The organism is Flavobacterium sp. S87F.05.LMB.W.Kidney.N (assembly GCF_004366435.1).
Taxonomy (GTDB): Bacteria; Bacteroidota; Bacteroidia; order Flavobacteriales; family Flavobacteriaceae; genus Flavobacterium.
The window spans coordinates 148,167-165,621 of sequence record NZ_SODX01000001.1 but is presented as its reverse complement, the minus strand read 5'-3'; the positions used below and the strand labels follow the sequence as shown (position 1 = coordinate 165,621).

The 17,455-nt window shown below is 36.8% G+C and carries 1 protein-coding gene; it reads left to right on the top strand.

Going from position 1 to position 17,455, the window contains the following annotated elements; all coding sequences use genetic code 11:
• Nucleotides 1–21: 21 nt before the first annotated feature.
• Complete coding sequence (locus tag EDB96_RS00715; protein ID WP_134138767.1) at nucleotides 22–17,451, top strand: T9SS type B sorting domain-containing protein; 17,430 nt, start codon at nucleotides 22–24, stop codon at nucleotides 17,449–17,451.
• Nucleotides 17,452–17,455: the final 4 nt, after the last annotated feature.

The following is a 17,455-nucleotide window of genomic DNA, read 5'->3' as shown; positions in this document are numbered from 1 at the left end:
TTAAACTGAAACCATAGAAAAATGAAGAAACCTACTACTTTAAAATTAGTTTTAGCTGTATTACTTTGTATTCAAAGTTTTGTTATTTACTCTCAAAAGAATTTCACCCCTCGTTTTGATACGAGTTTAAAAGGAGATATGCTTTTGATTGGTAACAATATTTTGAATAGAGATGTTAAGGATAATGAGCGTGCGAACGATGCCTTTAATGCAACAAACCAAAACAACAACGACCTTAACATGCAATATATTGACATCGATGGTGATGCCAGTACATTTAGTTCAAGTTCGGCAAAATTAACAATTCCAACAGCAAGCAGGGAATGTTATAAAGTTGTTTACGCTGGACTTTATTGGGCTGGTATTTACAGCAAAGGATCGGTTGATGATAAAACGGTTAACAGAAGTAATCTGGGTTCTATTAAAATTAAACTACCCAATCAAACCGCTTATACTGATATTACGGGTCAGTTGATTTATGACTATTACCCTTCTACTTCAAATGGTGATCAGATGCCTTATGCATATTATTACGATTTGACATCATTAGTACAAGGACTAACAGATCCAGAAGGAACTTATACAGTTGCAAATATTATTTCGGCAAGAGGAAAAATCAATGGAGGTTTTTCTGCTGGTTGGAATTTATTTGTTGTTTATGAGGATCCTAAATCTTCAGCAAAATACATTACTACGTTTGATGGTTTCAGATGGATTCAGGCTAGTAGTGGACCAGTAACTTATAACATTTCAGGTTTTAAAACGATCCCAACAGGTACTGTAAAAGCAAAATTAGCTTTTGCGGCTTTAGAGGGAGACGTTAACTTAACAGGTGATAGATATTCTATTAATAACACTGATATTTCAACCGCACAACGTCCGATTGACAACTTTTTTAATAGTACAATTAATGATACTAATGGACCTTTCACTGACAGAACTCCTGCCAGTGGAAATACTTTAGGTTTCGAAGCAGGTATTCTGAATGTTCCCAATCCCGCAACCTCGGCAAACCCAGGAGGAAGTGTCATTAAAAATAACGATACTTCGGCACAGTTAAAACTTACGACAAGTGGAGATGGTTATGGGCTATTCTTTAATGCATTCAATGTTGAAATTATTGAGCCAAAAATTGTTTTAACCAAAATTGTAAAGAATGCTAAGGGAGATAATATTGGTGGTCAAAATGTTACTTTAGGGCAACAATTAAATTATGAAATTGGTTTTAAAAATACAGGAAATGATAATGCGACATCATTTACTATTAGAGATCAATTGCCTATAAATATTATTTTTAATTACCCGGCAGATATTGTTTCATTGCCAACCGGAGTAACTGTTCAAAGTTATAACGCAGCTACAAGAAACATTGTTTTCAAGGTTGATAATAGTGTGGTTAAAATTGGTGACCCTGAAAAGGTAATCAGCTTTAAAGTTCAGGTTGTTCCAGATTGTCATATGTTAAGTGAGGCTTGTTCTAATAGTATTGACAACTCTGCATATGCAACTTACAAAGGAACACAGAATACAGCTTTCACAATTTCTGATGACCCGAGTGTTAATACCAATACAGGATGTATCTTAGTTCCAAAAGCAACTAACTTTTTAGTAGGGGTTGACGGATGTAAGTATACAGACAACGTTACGCTTTGTGGTGATAGTATTAATCTAACTGCAGCAAATGGTTATAGTGATTATACTTGGTATAGTGATGAAGCACGTACAAAAGAGATAGGAAAAGGACAAGTATTGAATGTAAAAAATCCTGGTACTTATTATGTGTACAATTTGGCTGCTGCTCCTTGTAGATCAATTTATCAGTCATTTGTTGTAACGAGATTTGGTAATACTGTAGAAAATCCGGTAATACCTTTTGCAGATCAGGTGGTAACTTGTTCAAATGATGGAAAAAAATTGCCAAACATTTTCTTATGTGGTGGAAACGCTTCGAAAGTAATTACATTAAATATTTCGGATGCGACAAGTATTGTTTGGGAAAAATTAAATGAAGCAAGCTGTACAGCAGTAACAAATCAAAATTGTGCTAATGAAAGTGCTTCATGTAAATGGACTACTGTAAAAAGTGGACCAAGTTATACTGCGAATCAGGCAGGACAATTTCGTTTAACATTAAACTATGCTGGAGGATGCTTTAACCGTTTTTATTTTAATGTATACAGCAATTCTTTAACACCAACAGAAACTCATAAGGATATTATTTGTGGTGCTCCTGGAAGTATTACAATTGGCAGCGTTCCTGCAGGATACGAATATGCTATTAGTACAGATCCTAACGGAACTCCTGGTGCTTATCAGACTAGCAACGTATTCCCAATAACTTCTCCAAATTCATATACTGTTCATATCAGACAGATTGGCGTAACTACTAATCCTTGTATTTTTACTGTTCCAGGTATTTTGATCAGAAGCAGAGATTTAAGCATTAGTACAGCGATAACTCAGCCAACATGTAAAACGGATAAAGGAAGTATTAAAGTTGGTGCACAAAATATCGACCCACAATACTATTATTATATCTACACTAGTGGAGGTACTTTGGTAAATAGCTTTGGGCCAACATCAAATTCAGATTATACCTTTGCAAATTTATCATCAGGAGATTATGATATTAGAGTTACTAACGGACCAGTAGGTGCTACACCAGCGCCGTTTTGTGATAAAACGGTAAGAGTTACTGTAAATCCGGTTCCAGCAGGATTAACTCCAACGGCAGCTCTAACCGTTCCGTTGACAGCTTGTGCTAATGGAAAAATAGTAGTAACAACGACAGGTGGAACTGCACCGTATTATCATTTTATAAACGGATCAAGTTCATTCCAATTATCAAATGAAATCGCTGTTACAGGACCTGGCAAATATGATATTAGAGTTGTTGATGCTAATAATTGCAGCGGAACAACATCTATTACAGTTACTGCAAATCCGAAACCAACATATACTGTAACTGCAGCTGAGATTAACTGTAGTGGCGGAACTTCTCAAATTAACGTAAATGTTACTAATGCTAATGGATATACTTTAGAATATAGTATAGATAATGGCGCAACCTTTAGTAACAATCCTGTATTCCCTAATGTTGCTGCAGGTGGTTATAATGTTGTAGTACGTTATACAATGTCAGGAGTAACTTGTACTGATCCTGCGACACCAATTACGATCACAGCTCCAGCAAATGCTTTATCAGCATCAGCGGGTGTTTCTGAATTGGCAGGCTGTGATCCTTCTGGTAACGGATTTGGTAAAGTAAGAATTACAAACCCTCAAGGAGGAACAGCTCCTTATACTTATAGTTTTGATGGAGGTACAAGCTATGGAGCTTCAAACGAAGCTTATGTTGCTCCAGGAACATATACACTTTACATTAAAGATTCTAAAGGCTGTATATACAGTATGCCAGGAGTGATTTTAGATCCAAAACCTGCTGACCCAACAATATCTGTTGCTCCACCAGTTTTTAACTGTAACGGAACAGCAACAAGTACGGTTACGGTAACAAGCGGCGGAGGAAATAATTATGCTTATGAGTACTATATAGATAACGTACTAAATACAAATACACCTTCGAATGTATTTGTTAATGTTCCATCTGGTGCGCATACTATTTCAGTAAAATATAATTTAACTTCAGTACCTACTTATAGTAATTTATTATTAGAAGATTTTGGTTCTGGTGGAACCACTACAACTCCAGGTATTGCATCAGCATATTGTTTCAATGACCAAAGAGTTAATCCTCCTTATACTTGTTCATTAAACGGAACACCAACTCGTTCTGTAGAAGACAACCAATATTCTGTTACAAGTTTCTTCTGGAGAAACGATAACGCTTGGTATCACTTTAAAGATCACACTACAAATGGAGCTGATGCAAACGGAAGATATTTATTAGTAAATATTGGAGGGGCTGCAGGTCCTTACGGAGTTCTTTATAGTAAACCAATTATTGATGTTATCCCAAATCAACCTGTAATGGTTTCCTTGTATGTAGGAAATTTATTAAACACAGGTACGAATGGTGCAGCTCCAATTGTTAGGTTTGAATTAGTAGATTCAGCAGGACAAGTTGTAGCTACTGAGGATACGGGTAAAATCGCTGAAGCAGCAAACGATCCGAACAGAACAAAGTGGGTTCCTATTAATATTTCATTGAATCCAAAAAACAATACCAATCTAACATTCAGAATTCGTTCTGGAAGTATTGAATACGGCGGAAATGATATTGTTATTGATGATATTTGGGTACGTCAGATTCCTAAAACATGTATCACTCAAAAAGATTTCCCAATTGTTATCGACACTAATAAAGCATTTACTGCTTCAGTAACTGGATTTAAAGATGTTACATGTAATGGAAAAAATGATGGAGAAATTACTATTTCTGCTCAAAACTTTAATCTTCCTTACGGATTCGATTATTCATTAGATAATGGAGCAACTTGGGTAAACTCTAAAGTTTCTCCTGTTACTGCCAGCGGTTTGAATAGTGGAAATTATAATATTAGAGTACGTTTTGATGCTTCTCCTTCAACATGCGTATTTCCATTAACTCAAGAAGTAAAATCACCTACGGCTTTAACAGTTACAGCACAGGTTACAACTCAGCCTACTTGTACAAACGGAGCTTCGATTACCGCAACAGGTAATGGAGGTACACCAAGTTATCAATATGAATTAAGAGATTCTACTGGGACAACTGTTATAGTTCCGTTTCAAAGTTTAAATATATTTACAAATGTGGCTACAGGTTCTTATACAGTAGTTGCACGTGATTCAAATTCATGTACTTCTCCTGCATCAGTTCGTGTAGACATTAATGCACCAACACCTCCTACTGCAACATTGGCGGCTAGTTCAGATTTATGCTACGATACAGTTAATCGTTCAACGCTGGTGGTAAATGTTACAGGAGGAAAAACACCTTATTCTTATAGTTTAGATGGTGCACCGGGTCAGACTTCAAATACATTTACAAATGTTGGTCCTGGAACACATTCAATTATTGTAACAGATGCTAACGGTTGTATTGCTCCTGCAATTTCGAATATCGTTATTGCAAACGAATTAAAAGCAGAAGGAAATATAACTAAACCATTAGATTGTATTACTAATAATGCAGAAATAACACTTACAGTCACAGGCGGTGTAGGTCCTTTCACATACGAAGTAGCAGTAAACGGAAGTGCTACTTATACAGCTATTCCATCTAATATTTACACAGCATCTTCAGCTGGAAGTTACGTGTTTAGAGTAACAGATTCAAAAGGATGTATTGTTGTTAGTATTCCGGTTGTAGTAGATCCTATTACAAATCCTACTGCGACAGCAAACAAAGTAGATCCTGCTTGTAATAATGGTACTGATGGTCAGTTTACTGTTATTCCAGCAGGCGGAGGTGGAGCACCTTACACTTACAGCTTTAACGGAAGTACAACTTTTGGTACAAGTCCTACACTTACAGGTCTAAATGCATTTGTAGGTTCAGTTAACACGAGAAATTACACATATCAAGTAAAAGATAATAAAGGCTGTGTATCTCCAGTTTATACTATAACATTAAACAATCCTTCTCCGGTTGTAGCAAGTGCTTCAGCGGCAGCAAACACAACTTGTAGCCCAACGACTGTGATTACAGTTTCTGGTGCGGGTGGCTCAGGAACTTATACTTATAGTTTTAACGGAAGTGCAACTTATACAAGTACTAACACACTTTCTGTTACCAATACAAGCAGTGCACAAACCATTACATATTCTGTAAAAGATTCAAAAGGATGTATTAATACAAAAACAATTAATATTCCGGCATTTAATCCGCCTACATCTCTTACGTTCTCTACACCAGCAGGTATTACATGTAACACTACAACAACTAGTATTACATTAACAGCTGTTGGAGGTGTTGCACCATTTACTTATGCCGTAACAGCTGGTCCAACTTCACCTGCTGCAAATAGCACAGGTACATTTACAGGATTAGTTCCTGGAAATTATTCTTTTAGAGTAACTGATGCTAACGGATGTACTGCAACAGGTTCAAGAACAATTGATGCAGCTCCTGCAATTACGGTTTCTGGATCAAAAACAGATGAATTATGTTTCAATGCAAACAACGGTACTGCAACATTCAACATTGGAAACCCAAGTAGTTCAGGAAACTTTACATACACATTGACTCCAAATTCGGGAACTGCTACTAAATCAGGTAATACTGTAACAGTAACAGGTTTAGCTGCGGGTACATATACTTTAGTAGCCAGAGATATTACTACAGGATGTACTTCTAATACAGCTTCTGTAACAATTAGTGCTGCAACTGCAATTACTTATAATGTAACAGCTACGAAGATCAATTGTAAAACAACAAAAGCTACTTTAACATTTACAGGTTTAACAGGCGGAACTCCTGGATACACATATGCTTATGCCGCTAGTCCTTCAACTGTACCAAGTACAGCTTATGGAACAGGTGTTGAAGTGGATACTGCAGTTCTTACTACATCAATTGATGTTTATGTTAAGGATAATAACAATTGTACAGTAAAAAGAACGATTATAATTCAATCTGAAAATGTTCCGACAATTGATACTCCTGCATCACAATGTTATACAGGAACTCCAATTAATATTACGATTACGGGTACTTATGTAGGAACTCCAACTTATAGTAAAGATGGTATTTTCTATCAGCCGTCACCTAATTTCAGTTTAACTCCGGGTACTTACACATTAAGCATCAGAGATGGTTTTGGTTGTGATGTTTCAACTACTTATGTTGTAGCACCTCAATTAACAATTACTCCGACAATTGTACCGGATGTTACTTGTACTCCAAACACCACAATTAGTTTAGCTTCTTCTGGTGGTACGGGAACTCGTACGTATGCAGTTTCATTTAATGGAGGAACTTACACTACAACGACAAGTCCTTATGTGGCAACTGCAACAGGAACTTATAAATTTAGAGTTACAGATTCTTCAAACCCTGTTTGTCAGGCAGAAACTGCTGATATTCCGGTAACATTAAAACCAACTACATTAACAATTACAACTAGTAAAGTTGATGTATCATGTAATGGTGGAAATACTGGAGCAATTACTATTACAGCAACTTCAGGAAAAGCACCGTTTACATATAGTGTGAGAAGAGGCGGAACTTTGGTTTCGACAACTCCGACAACTACCGGTTTAATTGCAGGTACTTACGATATTTTAGTAACTGACGCTTTAGGTTGTACTTCAGCTGCAACATCTGTTGTAATTTCAGAGCCAACAGCATTAAATACAAACGCTACTGCAACAACTTTCAGTTGTGATACTAATAATGCAAAACAATCTGCTGTTGTAACAATTGTTGTTCCAACAACGGGAACTGCGCCATATACATATAGTTTCAATAATGGATCATTTACTTCTGCGAACACATTAACAGTAGTTGATAATGGTACAAATCAAACTATTTACTATGCTGTTAAAGATGCAAATGGATGTATAATGGCAACAAAATCTATTGTTATTGATAGATTAAATCCGCCGGCAATTGCTTCTGTTGGTACAACCCCAATTTATTGTGCACCTGTAGCAAGTACTACTAGTACAGCAACTGTAAATGTTACTGCAGGAACAGGAATTGCACCATTTATATACGAAATTGTTTCTGGCCCAACTGCGGCACCATCAAATGCTACAGGATCATTTGCTGGATTAGCATCTGGAAATTATATATTCAAAGTAACAGACGCAAGGGGATGTTATGATACATTCCCAATAAACATTGCTCCGGCAGTTCCTATGATTGCTTTAGCAACTAAACTGAATGATGTTTATTGTAATGGAGGTTCAACAGGAACTATTCGTTACAATGTAAGCGGATTTGCTTCTACATATAGTTACGTAGTTAATAGCGGAACACCTGTAACAGGTCAGTCTGCTGCTGTATTTACACTTCCTAATTTACCACAAGGAACTTACGGCGTTGTGTTTACAGACGAAACTACAGGATGTACTGTTCCAACATCAATTACTATTAGTCAGCCTGCAACTGCACTTTCGGCAACTGCAGCTTATGTTAATGCAAACTGTAATATTCCAACAGCAAAAGTTACTATTACTGCAGCTGGAGGAACACCTGGATATCAGTATTCATTCAGTAACAGTAATACTGTAGCTGGAACATATGATACAGCAAATTCTGCTAATTTAAATCCGGCACTTACATGGTTTGCATGGGTGAAAGATTCTAACGAATGTACAGTAGTTTTACCATTAACTTTAACAACAGATACAGCTCCAAGCGTAACAGCTTCAGTAACCAATCAGTGTACAGCTTCAGGAAATACTTTCCAAATTGTAGCTACAGGTTCAAACGGAGTTGCTCCTTACACATATTCAATTAATACTGGCGCAGCGCCAAGTCCGGCAAATACATTTACAGTAACTGCAGGTACTTATACAATTACTATAAAAGATGCCAATAACTGTACAAGTACAACAACTGTAACAGTTAACGATGCCATGATTGGTACAGCGATTTTAACAAAAGATCTTACTTGTGCTACACCAACAGATGCTAGTATTACAGTTTCTGTAACAGGTGGTGCAGCGCCGTTTGGATACAGAGTTAAAGTTGGCGCAGGAACCTATACAGGTTCACCAATTGCTTTTACGGGAACATCATTCCCATATACAACGTCAACAGCAGGAGTATATCAATTTGAAATTACTGATGCTAATGGTTGTACAAAAGAAATAAGTACTGCTACGGTATCAGATTATGTACCAGTAGCTGTAACAGTTGCTAAGGTTGATCCTACATGTAATGGTTATTCTGATGGTACAATACGTTTTACAAACCCTATTGGTGAAGCACCTTTCCAATATAGTATTGATAATGGAGTTACTTTCGGAAATTTAGCTACTTATGGTGGTTTAGCTTCAGGAACTTACAATTATGTGGTTAGAGACAATAAAGGATGTGAATACCGTAATAGTATTACATTAAATAACCCTCCGCCAATAGTAATGAATATTGTTGTTCATGGCATTACTTGTAACTCTACTACACCAGGAAGTTTTGATGTAAATGTTGTGTCTGGAGGAACAGCTCCTTACATATATCATTTATACAATAATTCTATGACGGAAATTGGTACTTATACTGCAAATACTGCAAATGCAGCTATTGCACATAATTTCCCTGGATTAACTTTTGGAGATTATTATATCAATGTTGTAGATGCAAATGGTTGCGAATTCAAAAGCAGTAAATTAAGAATTCAGCCTCCACCATACTTACAGTTAAACGGAACAGTAGTTGGCGCCACTTGTGCTGATGGTATTTCTGTTGAAGTTGGAGTATTTGGAGGAACGGGTGTTGCACCATTCACATACACAATTTATGGAGTTGGTACAACTTCTGGTTTAACTCCAGCAACTTCTTATACATTTACAGGCTTAGATCAAAATACAAATTATGTTTTTGAAGTTGTGGATGCTAACGGATGTCCATCTTACTATGAGATGAAAACTCCAAAAATTTCTAATCTTGAAATTAATCCTTTAACAACTACGAATGTTACATGTAATGGTGCTGCGAATGGAATTATTAATTTCACAGTATCTAACTACAATGCAACAAGATTAGATTTTGAAGTTAGAGACAACTTGACAAATTTACCAATTGTACCACCTGTTAATGGATCAGCTACTGGTCTAACAGGTTCAGCATATAATGGAACACTTACAGGATTAAGACCAGGAAACTATGCTCTTTATGTAAAAGAGTTTGATGGAACATTGTGTTCTACTACTGAAGTTTTTCAAATAACAGAGCCAGTTCAACCGCTTGATGCAATTATAACAAATACTGTTAATGCAAACTGTGATGATCCAGCTCAAGTGACTATTAAGGTTACTGGTGGTACAGGACCTTACACATTTGCTTCAGCAGTAGCTCCAGCTACTCCATCAGTTTTTGCTGCTGGAAATGTATTAAGTTTAGATCCAGGGCCAACAGGTGCAAATGTAAACTGGAATATTATTGTTAAAGATGCTCAAGGTTGTGAGTTCCCATTAAACACAACAATCATTAAAGATCCAAGTCCAGTAATTAGTTTAAGTGTAGCTAATAATTGTGCGGCTGAAGGTGCTTTTGGAGTTGTTGTTAGCGAAACTGCTGCGGGAGTAGGAGCTTATTCAATTAAAGTGGATACTGGAGTATTTGTAAGTATTCCAGGATTGCCATATACAGTTACCAATTTAAGTTCAGGATCTCATACAATTACCATTAAAGATGGAAACGATTGTACAGATACGAAGACTATCAATATTAATGCGCCATTAAAATTAATCCCTGAAAAGACAGCATTGCCAAGTTGTGTGGTTAATAATGGTGTAATTACATTAACTCCATCTGGAGGAACAAACTCTTATAGTTATAGTATTACGCCAATGCATCCAAGTATTGTAATTTCAGGAAATACAATTTCTGGACTTAGAGCAGATACTTATACTATTACAATGACCGACAACGGAAATCTTTGTACTACAACAGCAGAGGTAACTTTACCAGCAGGTACTCCTGTAACATTTGATGCTGTTGTAACTGATGTTTCTTGTTTCAACGGAACTAACGGAAAAATTGAAGTTAATTTATTGCCTTCAAATGACAATCCAACTTATACTTATGCGATTTCACCAGCTCCAGTTGGATATGTACAAACGGGTAATGTATTCTCTAGTTTACCACAAGGAGTTTATGATATCACGGTTACATCTGGCAGAGGTTGTACTTTAACAAAACAATATACTGTAGGTCAGCCGGCAATTTTAGATGCTACGCCTGCAATTACAGCTTATGCATGTAATGCAAGCAATGCTGCTCAGCCTGCGGTTGTAACAATTACAGCTACTGGAGGAACATCACCATACAGATTTAATTTTGACGGTGGTACAACATATTATACTGATAATACAACTCAGGTAACTGTTAGTACATCTGCTCAAACAGTAAATTATTATGTTATAGATGCTAATGGATGTCAATTTAATGGTAGCGTTGTTGTTCCAGCATATCAGCCATTAACAGATATTACATTTGCATTAACGACAGCCCCAATATGTCCAACAAATGTGGCTGATGTTACTTTGACTGTAACAGGAGGATATACTCCATATGCGAAATATGAAATTATTTCACCGATAACATTAGATAATGGAAACAACGCAACTTTTGTTGGCTTAGCTCCAAATACTTACTTATTTAAAGTTACAGATGCTAATGGTTGTTCTATTGAAAGACCTTACAAAGTAGAACCGGTTATTCCGATTGACATTGTTCGTACATCTGCAAATAATGTGAGTTGTAACACTGCAAACGGAACAGATAATAATGGTTCAGCTACTTTCACAGTTTCAGATTTCAGCGCAAGCGGTAACTATAATATCGTAGTAACTACTAATCCGGCTGCATTGTCTTATAATGCTCCAACTGTTGCAGCAGATGTAATTACATTAACAGGTCTTGAAGCAGGTACTTACACAGTAACTGTTAACGATATTACAACAACTTGTTCTAAATCTGCAGATGTTACTATTACAATGCCGGCTCCAATCACATTTACTGCAACGGCTAGCAAAGTATTCTGTTCTGATGATGAGTCTGAAATAACAGTTACAAATGTTACTGGCGGAACTGCTGGTTACACTTATGCTGTAGTTAAAGCAGGTGATCCTGCACCAACAACATTTGGAGGAAGTTCAGTTCTTACTGTAGATACTAATTTAACAGATCTTTCTTGGGATGTTTATGTACAAGATGCAAATCTTTGTATTGCGGGGCCAATAAATGTACCTGTAACTTATAATGTTGCTCCACGTCTTAATTTACCAGCACAGCAATGTTTTGTTGGTTCTAATTTAACAGTTGATTTAGATGCATTATCTACAACTTATAATGGAGTAAAATCATTTACTGTAAACGGAACAATTTTAACAGGAACAACAGCAACGTTTAGTGCTCCTGGAACATACAAAATTATCTTAACTGATGATAATGGATGTCCTGATGAAGTAGATTATATCATTCAAGAACAATTAATTGCAAGTGCTTCAGTAACAAAAGATCTATACTGTGCAGCTCCTGTTAACGCAACAATCGATGTTACGATTGCTGGTGGTGTAGGACCATATACATATCAAATGTATCATAACTCAGTGGCGACAGGACCAGTAACAGGTGTTACAGGAAACTTTACGGCTTCTGTGGCAGCAGATGGTGATTACTATTTTGTAATTACAGATAGTAACGCGCCAGCATGTTCTGTAACAACTACTACTGTAACAGTAAATCCAACAGTAACTCCAACACTTGCTGATTCACATATTAATGTAAGCTGTTTTGGATTTAATAACGGAAGTTTGACAGTTGTTCCAACAGGTGGCCGTCTTCCTTATACATTTGCATTGACAGGACCAGTTGTTAACACGACAGGTGATGCAACAGGAAATTACACAGGATTGATTGCAGGAACATATACTGTAGTTGCAACTGATTCTAAGAATTGTGTTTCGGCACCAGCAACTATTGTAATTACTGAACCAACTGAATTAACAGCTATCCATGCAATTACTCCAAATACAACATGTAGTACAACTACTTCCATAGTTGTAACTGCAACAGGCGGTACTACTGACTATAGATATAATTTCAATGGTCAAGGTTATGACACAGCTAATACTTTCTCAGTAGTTAATGATGGATCAATTCCTTCTGTAACTTACACTGTGAAAGATGCTAATGGTTGTGAAACTGCTCCAGTAACAGTACCAATTGTACCGCTAAACAAACCAACAGATTTAACATTCAATGCATCTGTAGTAACTTGTTTGGCTACAACTAGTACAGTTGATGTTACAGCTACAAATGGAGTTGGCTCATTAACTTTCGAAATCATTGAGTTTAACGGAACAGCTACAACAGCTTATGCTCCGGTTAATACAGCAGATAATACTGTTCCAGCAAACTTTACAGGATTAGTACCTGGAGATTACATGTTCAGAGTTACAGATTCTAACGGATGTACTTACGAAGAATTATTACCAATCGCACCAGTTACAAATATTGTTGTAAATGGTCAAGTGATTGCTGATATGACTTGTAATACAACAAATGACGGTCAAGTAACTTTCACAGTTTCGGATTTTGCGGGAAGTTATACTTATACAATTGACAAAGACGGTGTTGGATTTGTTACTTCAACTTCAACAAGTGCAAACACAATTCCATTAACAGGTCTTTCTTTTGGTCAGTACACTATTAATATAACAGACAACGCTACAGGTTGTACAGCAACTGCTATGGCAGAAGTAAAACAATCAACAGTAGTTATAGTTTCTCTAGTAGACAATGTTAATGCAAATTGTAAAACTGGTGCTGTAGTAACAGTAGCAGGTAGTGGTGGAAACCCTGGATACACCTATTCATTTGTTCACGCAGGTGATCCGGCAGGAACATATGATGCAGCTGATACAAGAGAATTAGATGCAACTGTACCTGCATGGGATGTTTATGCACAAGATGCTAATGGATGTATTTCGGCTCCATATAGAGTGAATATCATTATTGATCCACTTCCATCAGGATTTACAGCAGCAGCTGTATCTCAATGTCCAAATGCTACTACAGGAACTTATGATATTGTAGTTACACCAGGAACAGGTATGGGACCATTTGAATATAGCATTGGTTCAGGATTCCAATCTGGACTTACATTTACAGTAAGTGTTCCTAAAACTTATGATCTAACAGTGAGAGATAGATTCGGATGTGAATTTGTATTCAACGCAGCCGTAACTATTTTAGAGCCATTAGACATTCAAAATACGGTTGTAGATTTAACAACTTGTGCTAACGGTGACGGAAGCGTAAGTGCTACGGCTACAGGTGGTACAGGTAACTACAGTTATACAATTGACGGAACTACAACTGTAACAACTACTCCGGCTACATTCGGTGGTTTATCAGCTGGTTCACATACAATTGTGGTTACTGATTTGACAACAGGTTGTACAGAAGATGTAACTTTTAAATTAGATCCAGCAACTCTAGTAACAGGATTTGATGCTGTAGCTACGCCGGTAACTTGTTTTGGAGGAAATGACGGAACAATCATAGCTTCACTAGACGCTCCAAGTGCAGGTGTAAACGATAACCCTGTTTATATGTACAGCTTAAACGGAGGTACTCCTCAGACTAGTCCAGTATTTACAGGATTAACTCAAGGAAGTTATACTGTAACAGTTACTTCTGGAAGAGGATGTTCTGACAGTAAAACTGTTCAGGTTATCGAACCTGCATTGATAGTTGTTCCTAACCCTGCCGTTGCTCAATACGGTTGTACTACAGATAATACAAGCAATTTTGCAACTATTACTGTAGCAGGTGTAACAGGAGGATCAGGAACTTATGCTAATTATGAATTCATCAGAAATGGTGTCGTAGTTTACAAAGGTTCTAACAATGTTTACACAGAAACAGATTATCAAGGGGGATCATATACTGTTAATGTTTACGATAGTAATGGATGTATAGGGTCGAATGCCGGAACATATGTAATTAATCCGTTTATTAGTTTAGACGATATTACTGTTAATGTTACAAATGCAATTACTTGTAATAACGGAGAAAACATTACAGTTACAGTTGCAACAACTGGAGGAACAGCAAACTTAGAATATGCTATCACTGATGGTTCAGGAAATGCAGTTGCTGGAAATCCAAATAATGCATCTGGTATCTTTACTAATTTACCTATCGGAAATTACATTGTAAGTGTTACTAATCTTGATACAAACTGTATAATAAAAGCAGTACACTATGTTAACGACCCAAATACTTTCCAAATTAATGCAGTTCCTGCAAGTGCACATATTTGCTACGGAACAGCTGATGGACAGATTACTTTAACTTTCGTTGACAGACAGCCAACTCCAACAGACGAGGCAGGTGCATTTAACTATGTTATCACAGGTCCTGTTTCAAGCACAGGAACAACAACAGGTGCAGTAACTACAATTTCTAATTTAACAGCTGGTCAGTATACAGTTAGTGCAACATTAGTTGGAAGTCCTTATTGTACAGTAGCAACATTATTTACAATTGAACAGCCTGCAGCACAATTGGCAGTGACGACAACTCAATCAGAAATTACTTGTAACCCAGGTAATAATGACGGTGAAATCTACGCTTCTGCAGCAGGTGGATGGGATACTAACTATCAATATCAATTAGTTCTGAACGGAGCTGTTGTAGTTGATTACTCTGCTCAATATGCCTTTACAGGATTATCAGCAGGAACGTATACTATCAATGCTAAAGACGGAGAAGGATGTATCGCAACAACAACAGCGACATTAGTAATTCCGACTCCAATTTCATTCACTGCTACGCCAAGTGCTACAATGTTATCATGTTTTGGTGATAGAAATGCTACCATAACAGTTTCTTTACCAACAGGTGGTCAGGGAAGTAATTATATGTACACTCTAAACAGTACGATCGGAACAGATATCGTATCTTCAGGACCACAGGCATCAAATGTTTTTGACGGTCTTGGTGCTGGAACATATACAATAAAAGTTACGGACGGATTTAATTGTGAAGCAACTTCTGCAACGATTGTTATTACAGAACCAACAGAAGTTATTCCAAGTTTAGTTTTAGCTTCAACTCAAACATGTAATGTTCAGTCAACACTTACATTAAGTGCAACTGGAGGATTAGCACCATATAGCTATAGCTCAGATCCTAATTTTGCCACTACTACTGGTACATTCGCTTCATCGGTTACTTTCTCAGTGCCAGTTGGAACATATCAGTATTATGTAAAAGATGCGAATAACTGTATTAGTTTTATTTCTAATGAAATTAAGATTGATCCTTTAGTTCCTCTAACAGTTGATTTAGATATTACAAACGCTGTTGTAAAATGTACAGGTGAAGCTACTGGAGTTATCGTTGCTGACGCAAAAGGTGGTTTAGGAAACTACGTTTATACATTAGAAAATACAGCCGGAGCAATAGTTCAGGGGCCACAAAATAATGGTAGATTCGAGAATCTTGTAATTGGAACTTACAGAGTAAAAGTAGACAGTGGAGATTGTAACCAAACTTCAGTAAATGCTACAATTACAGAACCAGCCGCTGCTTTAACTGCAGTATTTACACCAACAAACGTTTCTTGTTTCGGTGAAAACAACGGTAAAATTGTTGTAACAGCTGCAGGTGGTACAGGGACTATTAAATATGCGATCTCACCAGACTTAAATCAGTTTGATTTGATCAGTACATTTGATAGACTTGCGCCAGGTACTTATACAATTATTGCACAAGATGAAAACGGATGTTATGTAAGAGCTGATATCGAAATTACTCAACCAAATCCGGTTGTAGTAACAGAAGTACCAAACTCTATGATTCCTGAAGTTTGTGATGGTGATAAAGACGGTGCATTCAGTATTGAAGTAAGAGGAGGAACAGCTCCTTACAGTATCAGTTTAGATAATGAAAAAGGACCATTTACTCAAGGAACTGCTACACAAACAATATTTGATTTTACAGGTTTGAATGGTGGTAAGCATACAGTTTATGTTAAAGATGTACAAGGCTGTATAGTTGAGTTCGTTGAAAACATGCCAGATGCTGTAATTCTTAACCCAACTGCTGAGGTAACATATGACTGTGTGAACAATACACAAGCCAATATGGTTGTGGTGACAATTGATGCTTCAATTACAAACCCTGCAGATGTTGATTATTCATTAGATAACAATGGTACTTACCAGCCAAGCAACATCTTTACAAATGTTCCTGCTGGTGATCACTTCATCGTTGCAAGACACACTAATGGTTGCGAAGTGCCAACTCCAATCTTTACTGTCAATGCAGTTGATCCTTTAGCTTTAATTGACGTAACAAACCAAAGCAAAGATATCAACACATTAGAAGTAAAAGCTTCTGGAGGTGTTGCTCCTTACGAGTATAGTTTCAACGGAGAGTCATTTACATCATCTAACACTTATAGAATCTATAAAACAGGTGATTACCAAGTGATCGTAAGAGACAAAAACGGTTGTGAGGCAACAATAACTGTTCACGGTATATTCTATGATTTCTGTATGCCAAACTATTTCACACCAAACGGTGACGGACAAAATGATACTATTGGTCCAGATTGTGGTGCATTAGCATACAAAGAATTGACATTTGATATTTATGACAGATATGGTAGAGTAGTAGCGAAATACCACGTTGGTCAAAAATGGGATGGTAGATACCATGGCAGTGAATTACCAACAGGAGATTACTGGTATGTTCTTAAACTAAATGATCCAAAAGATAATAGAGAATTTGTTGGACATTTCACTTTATACAGATAACAAA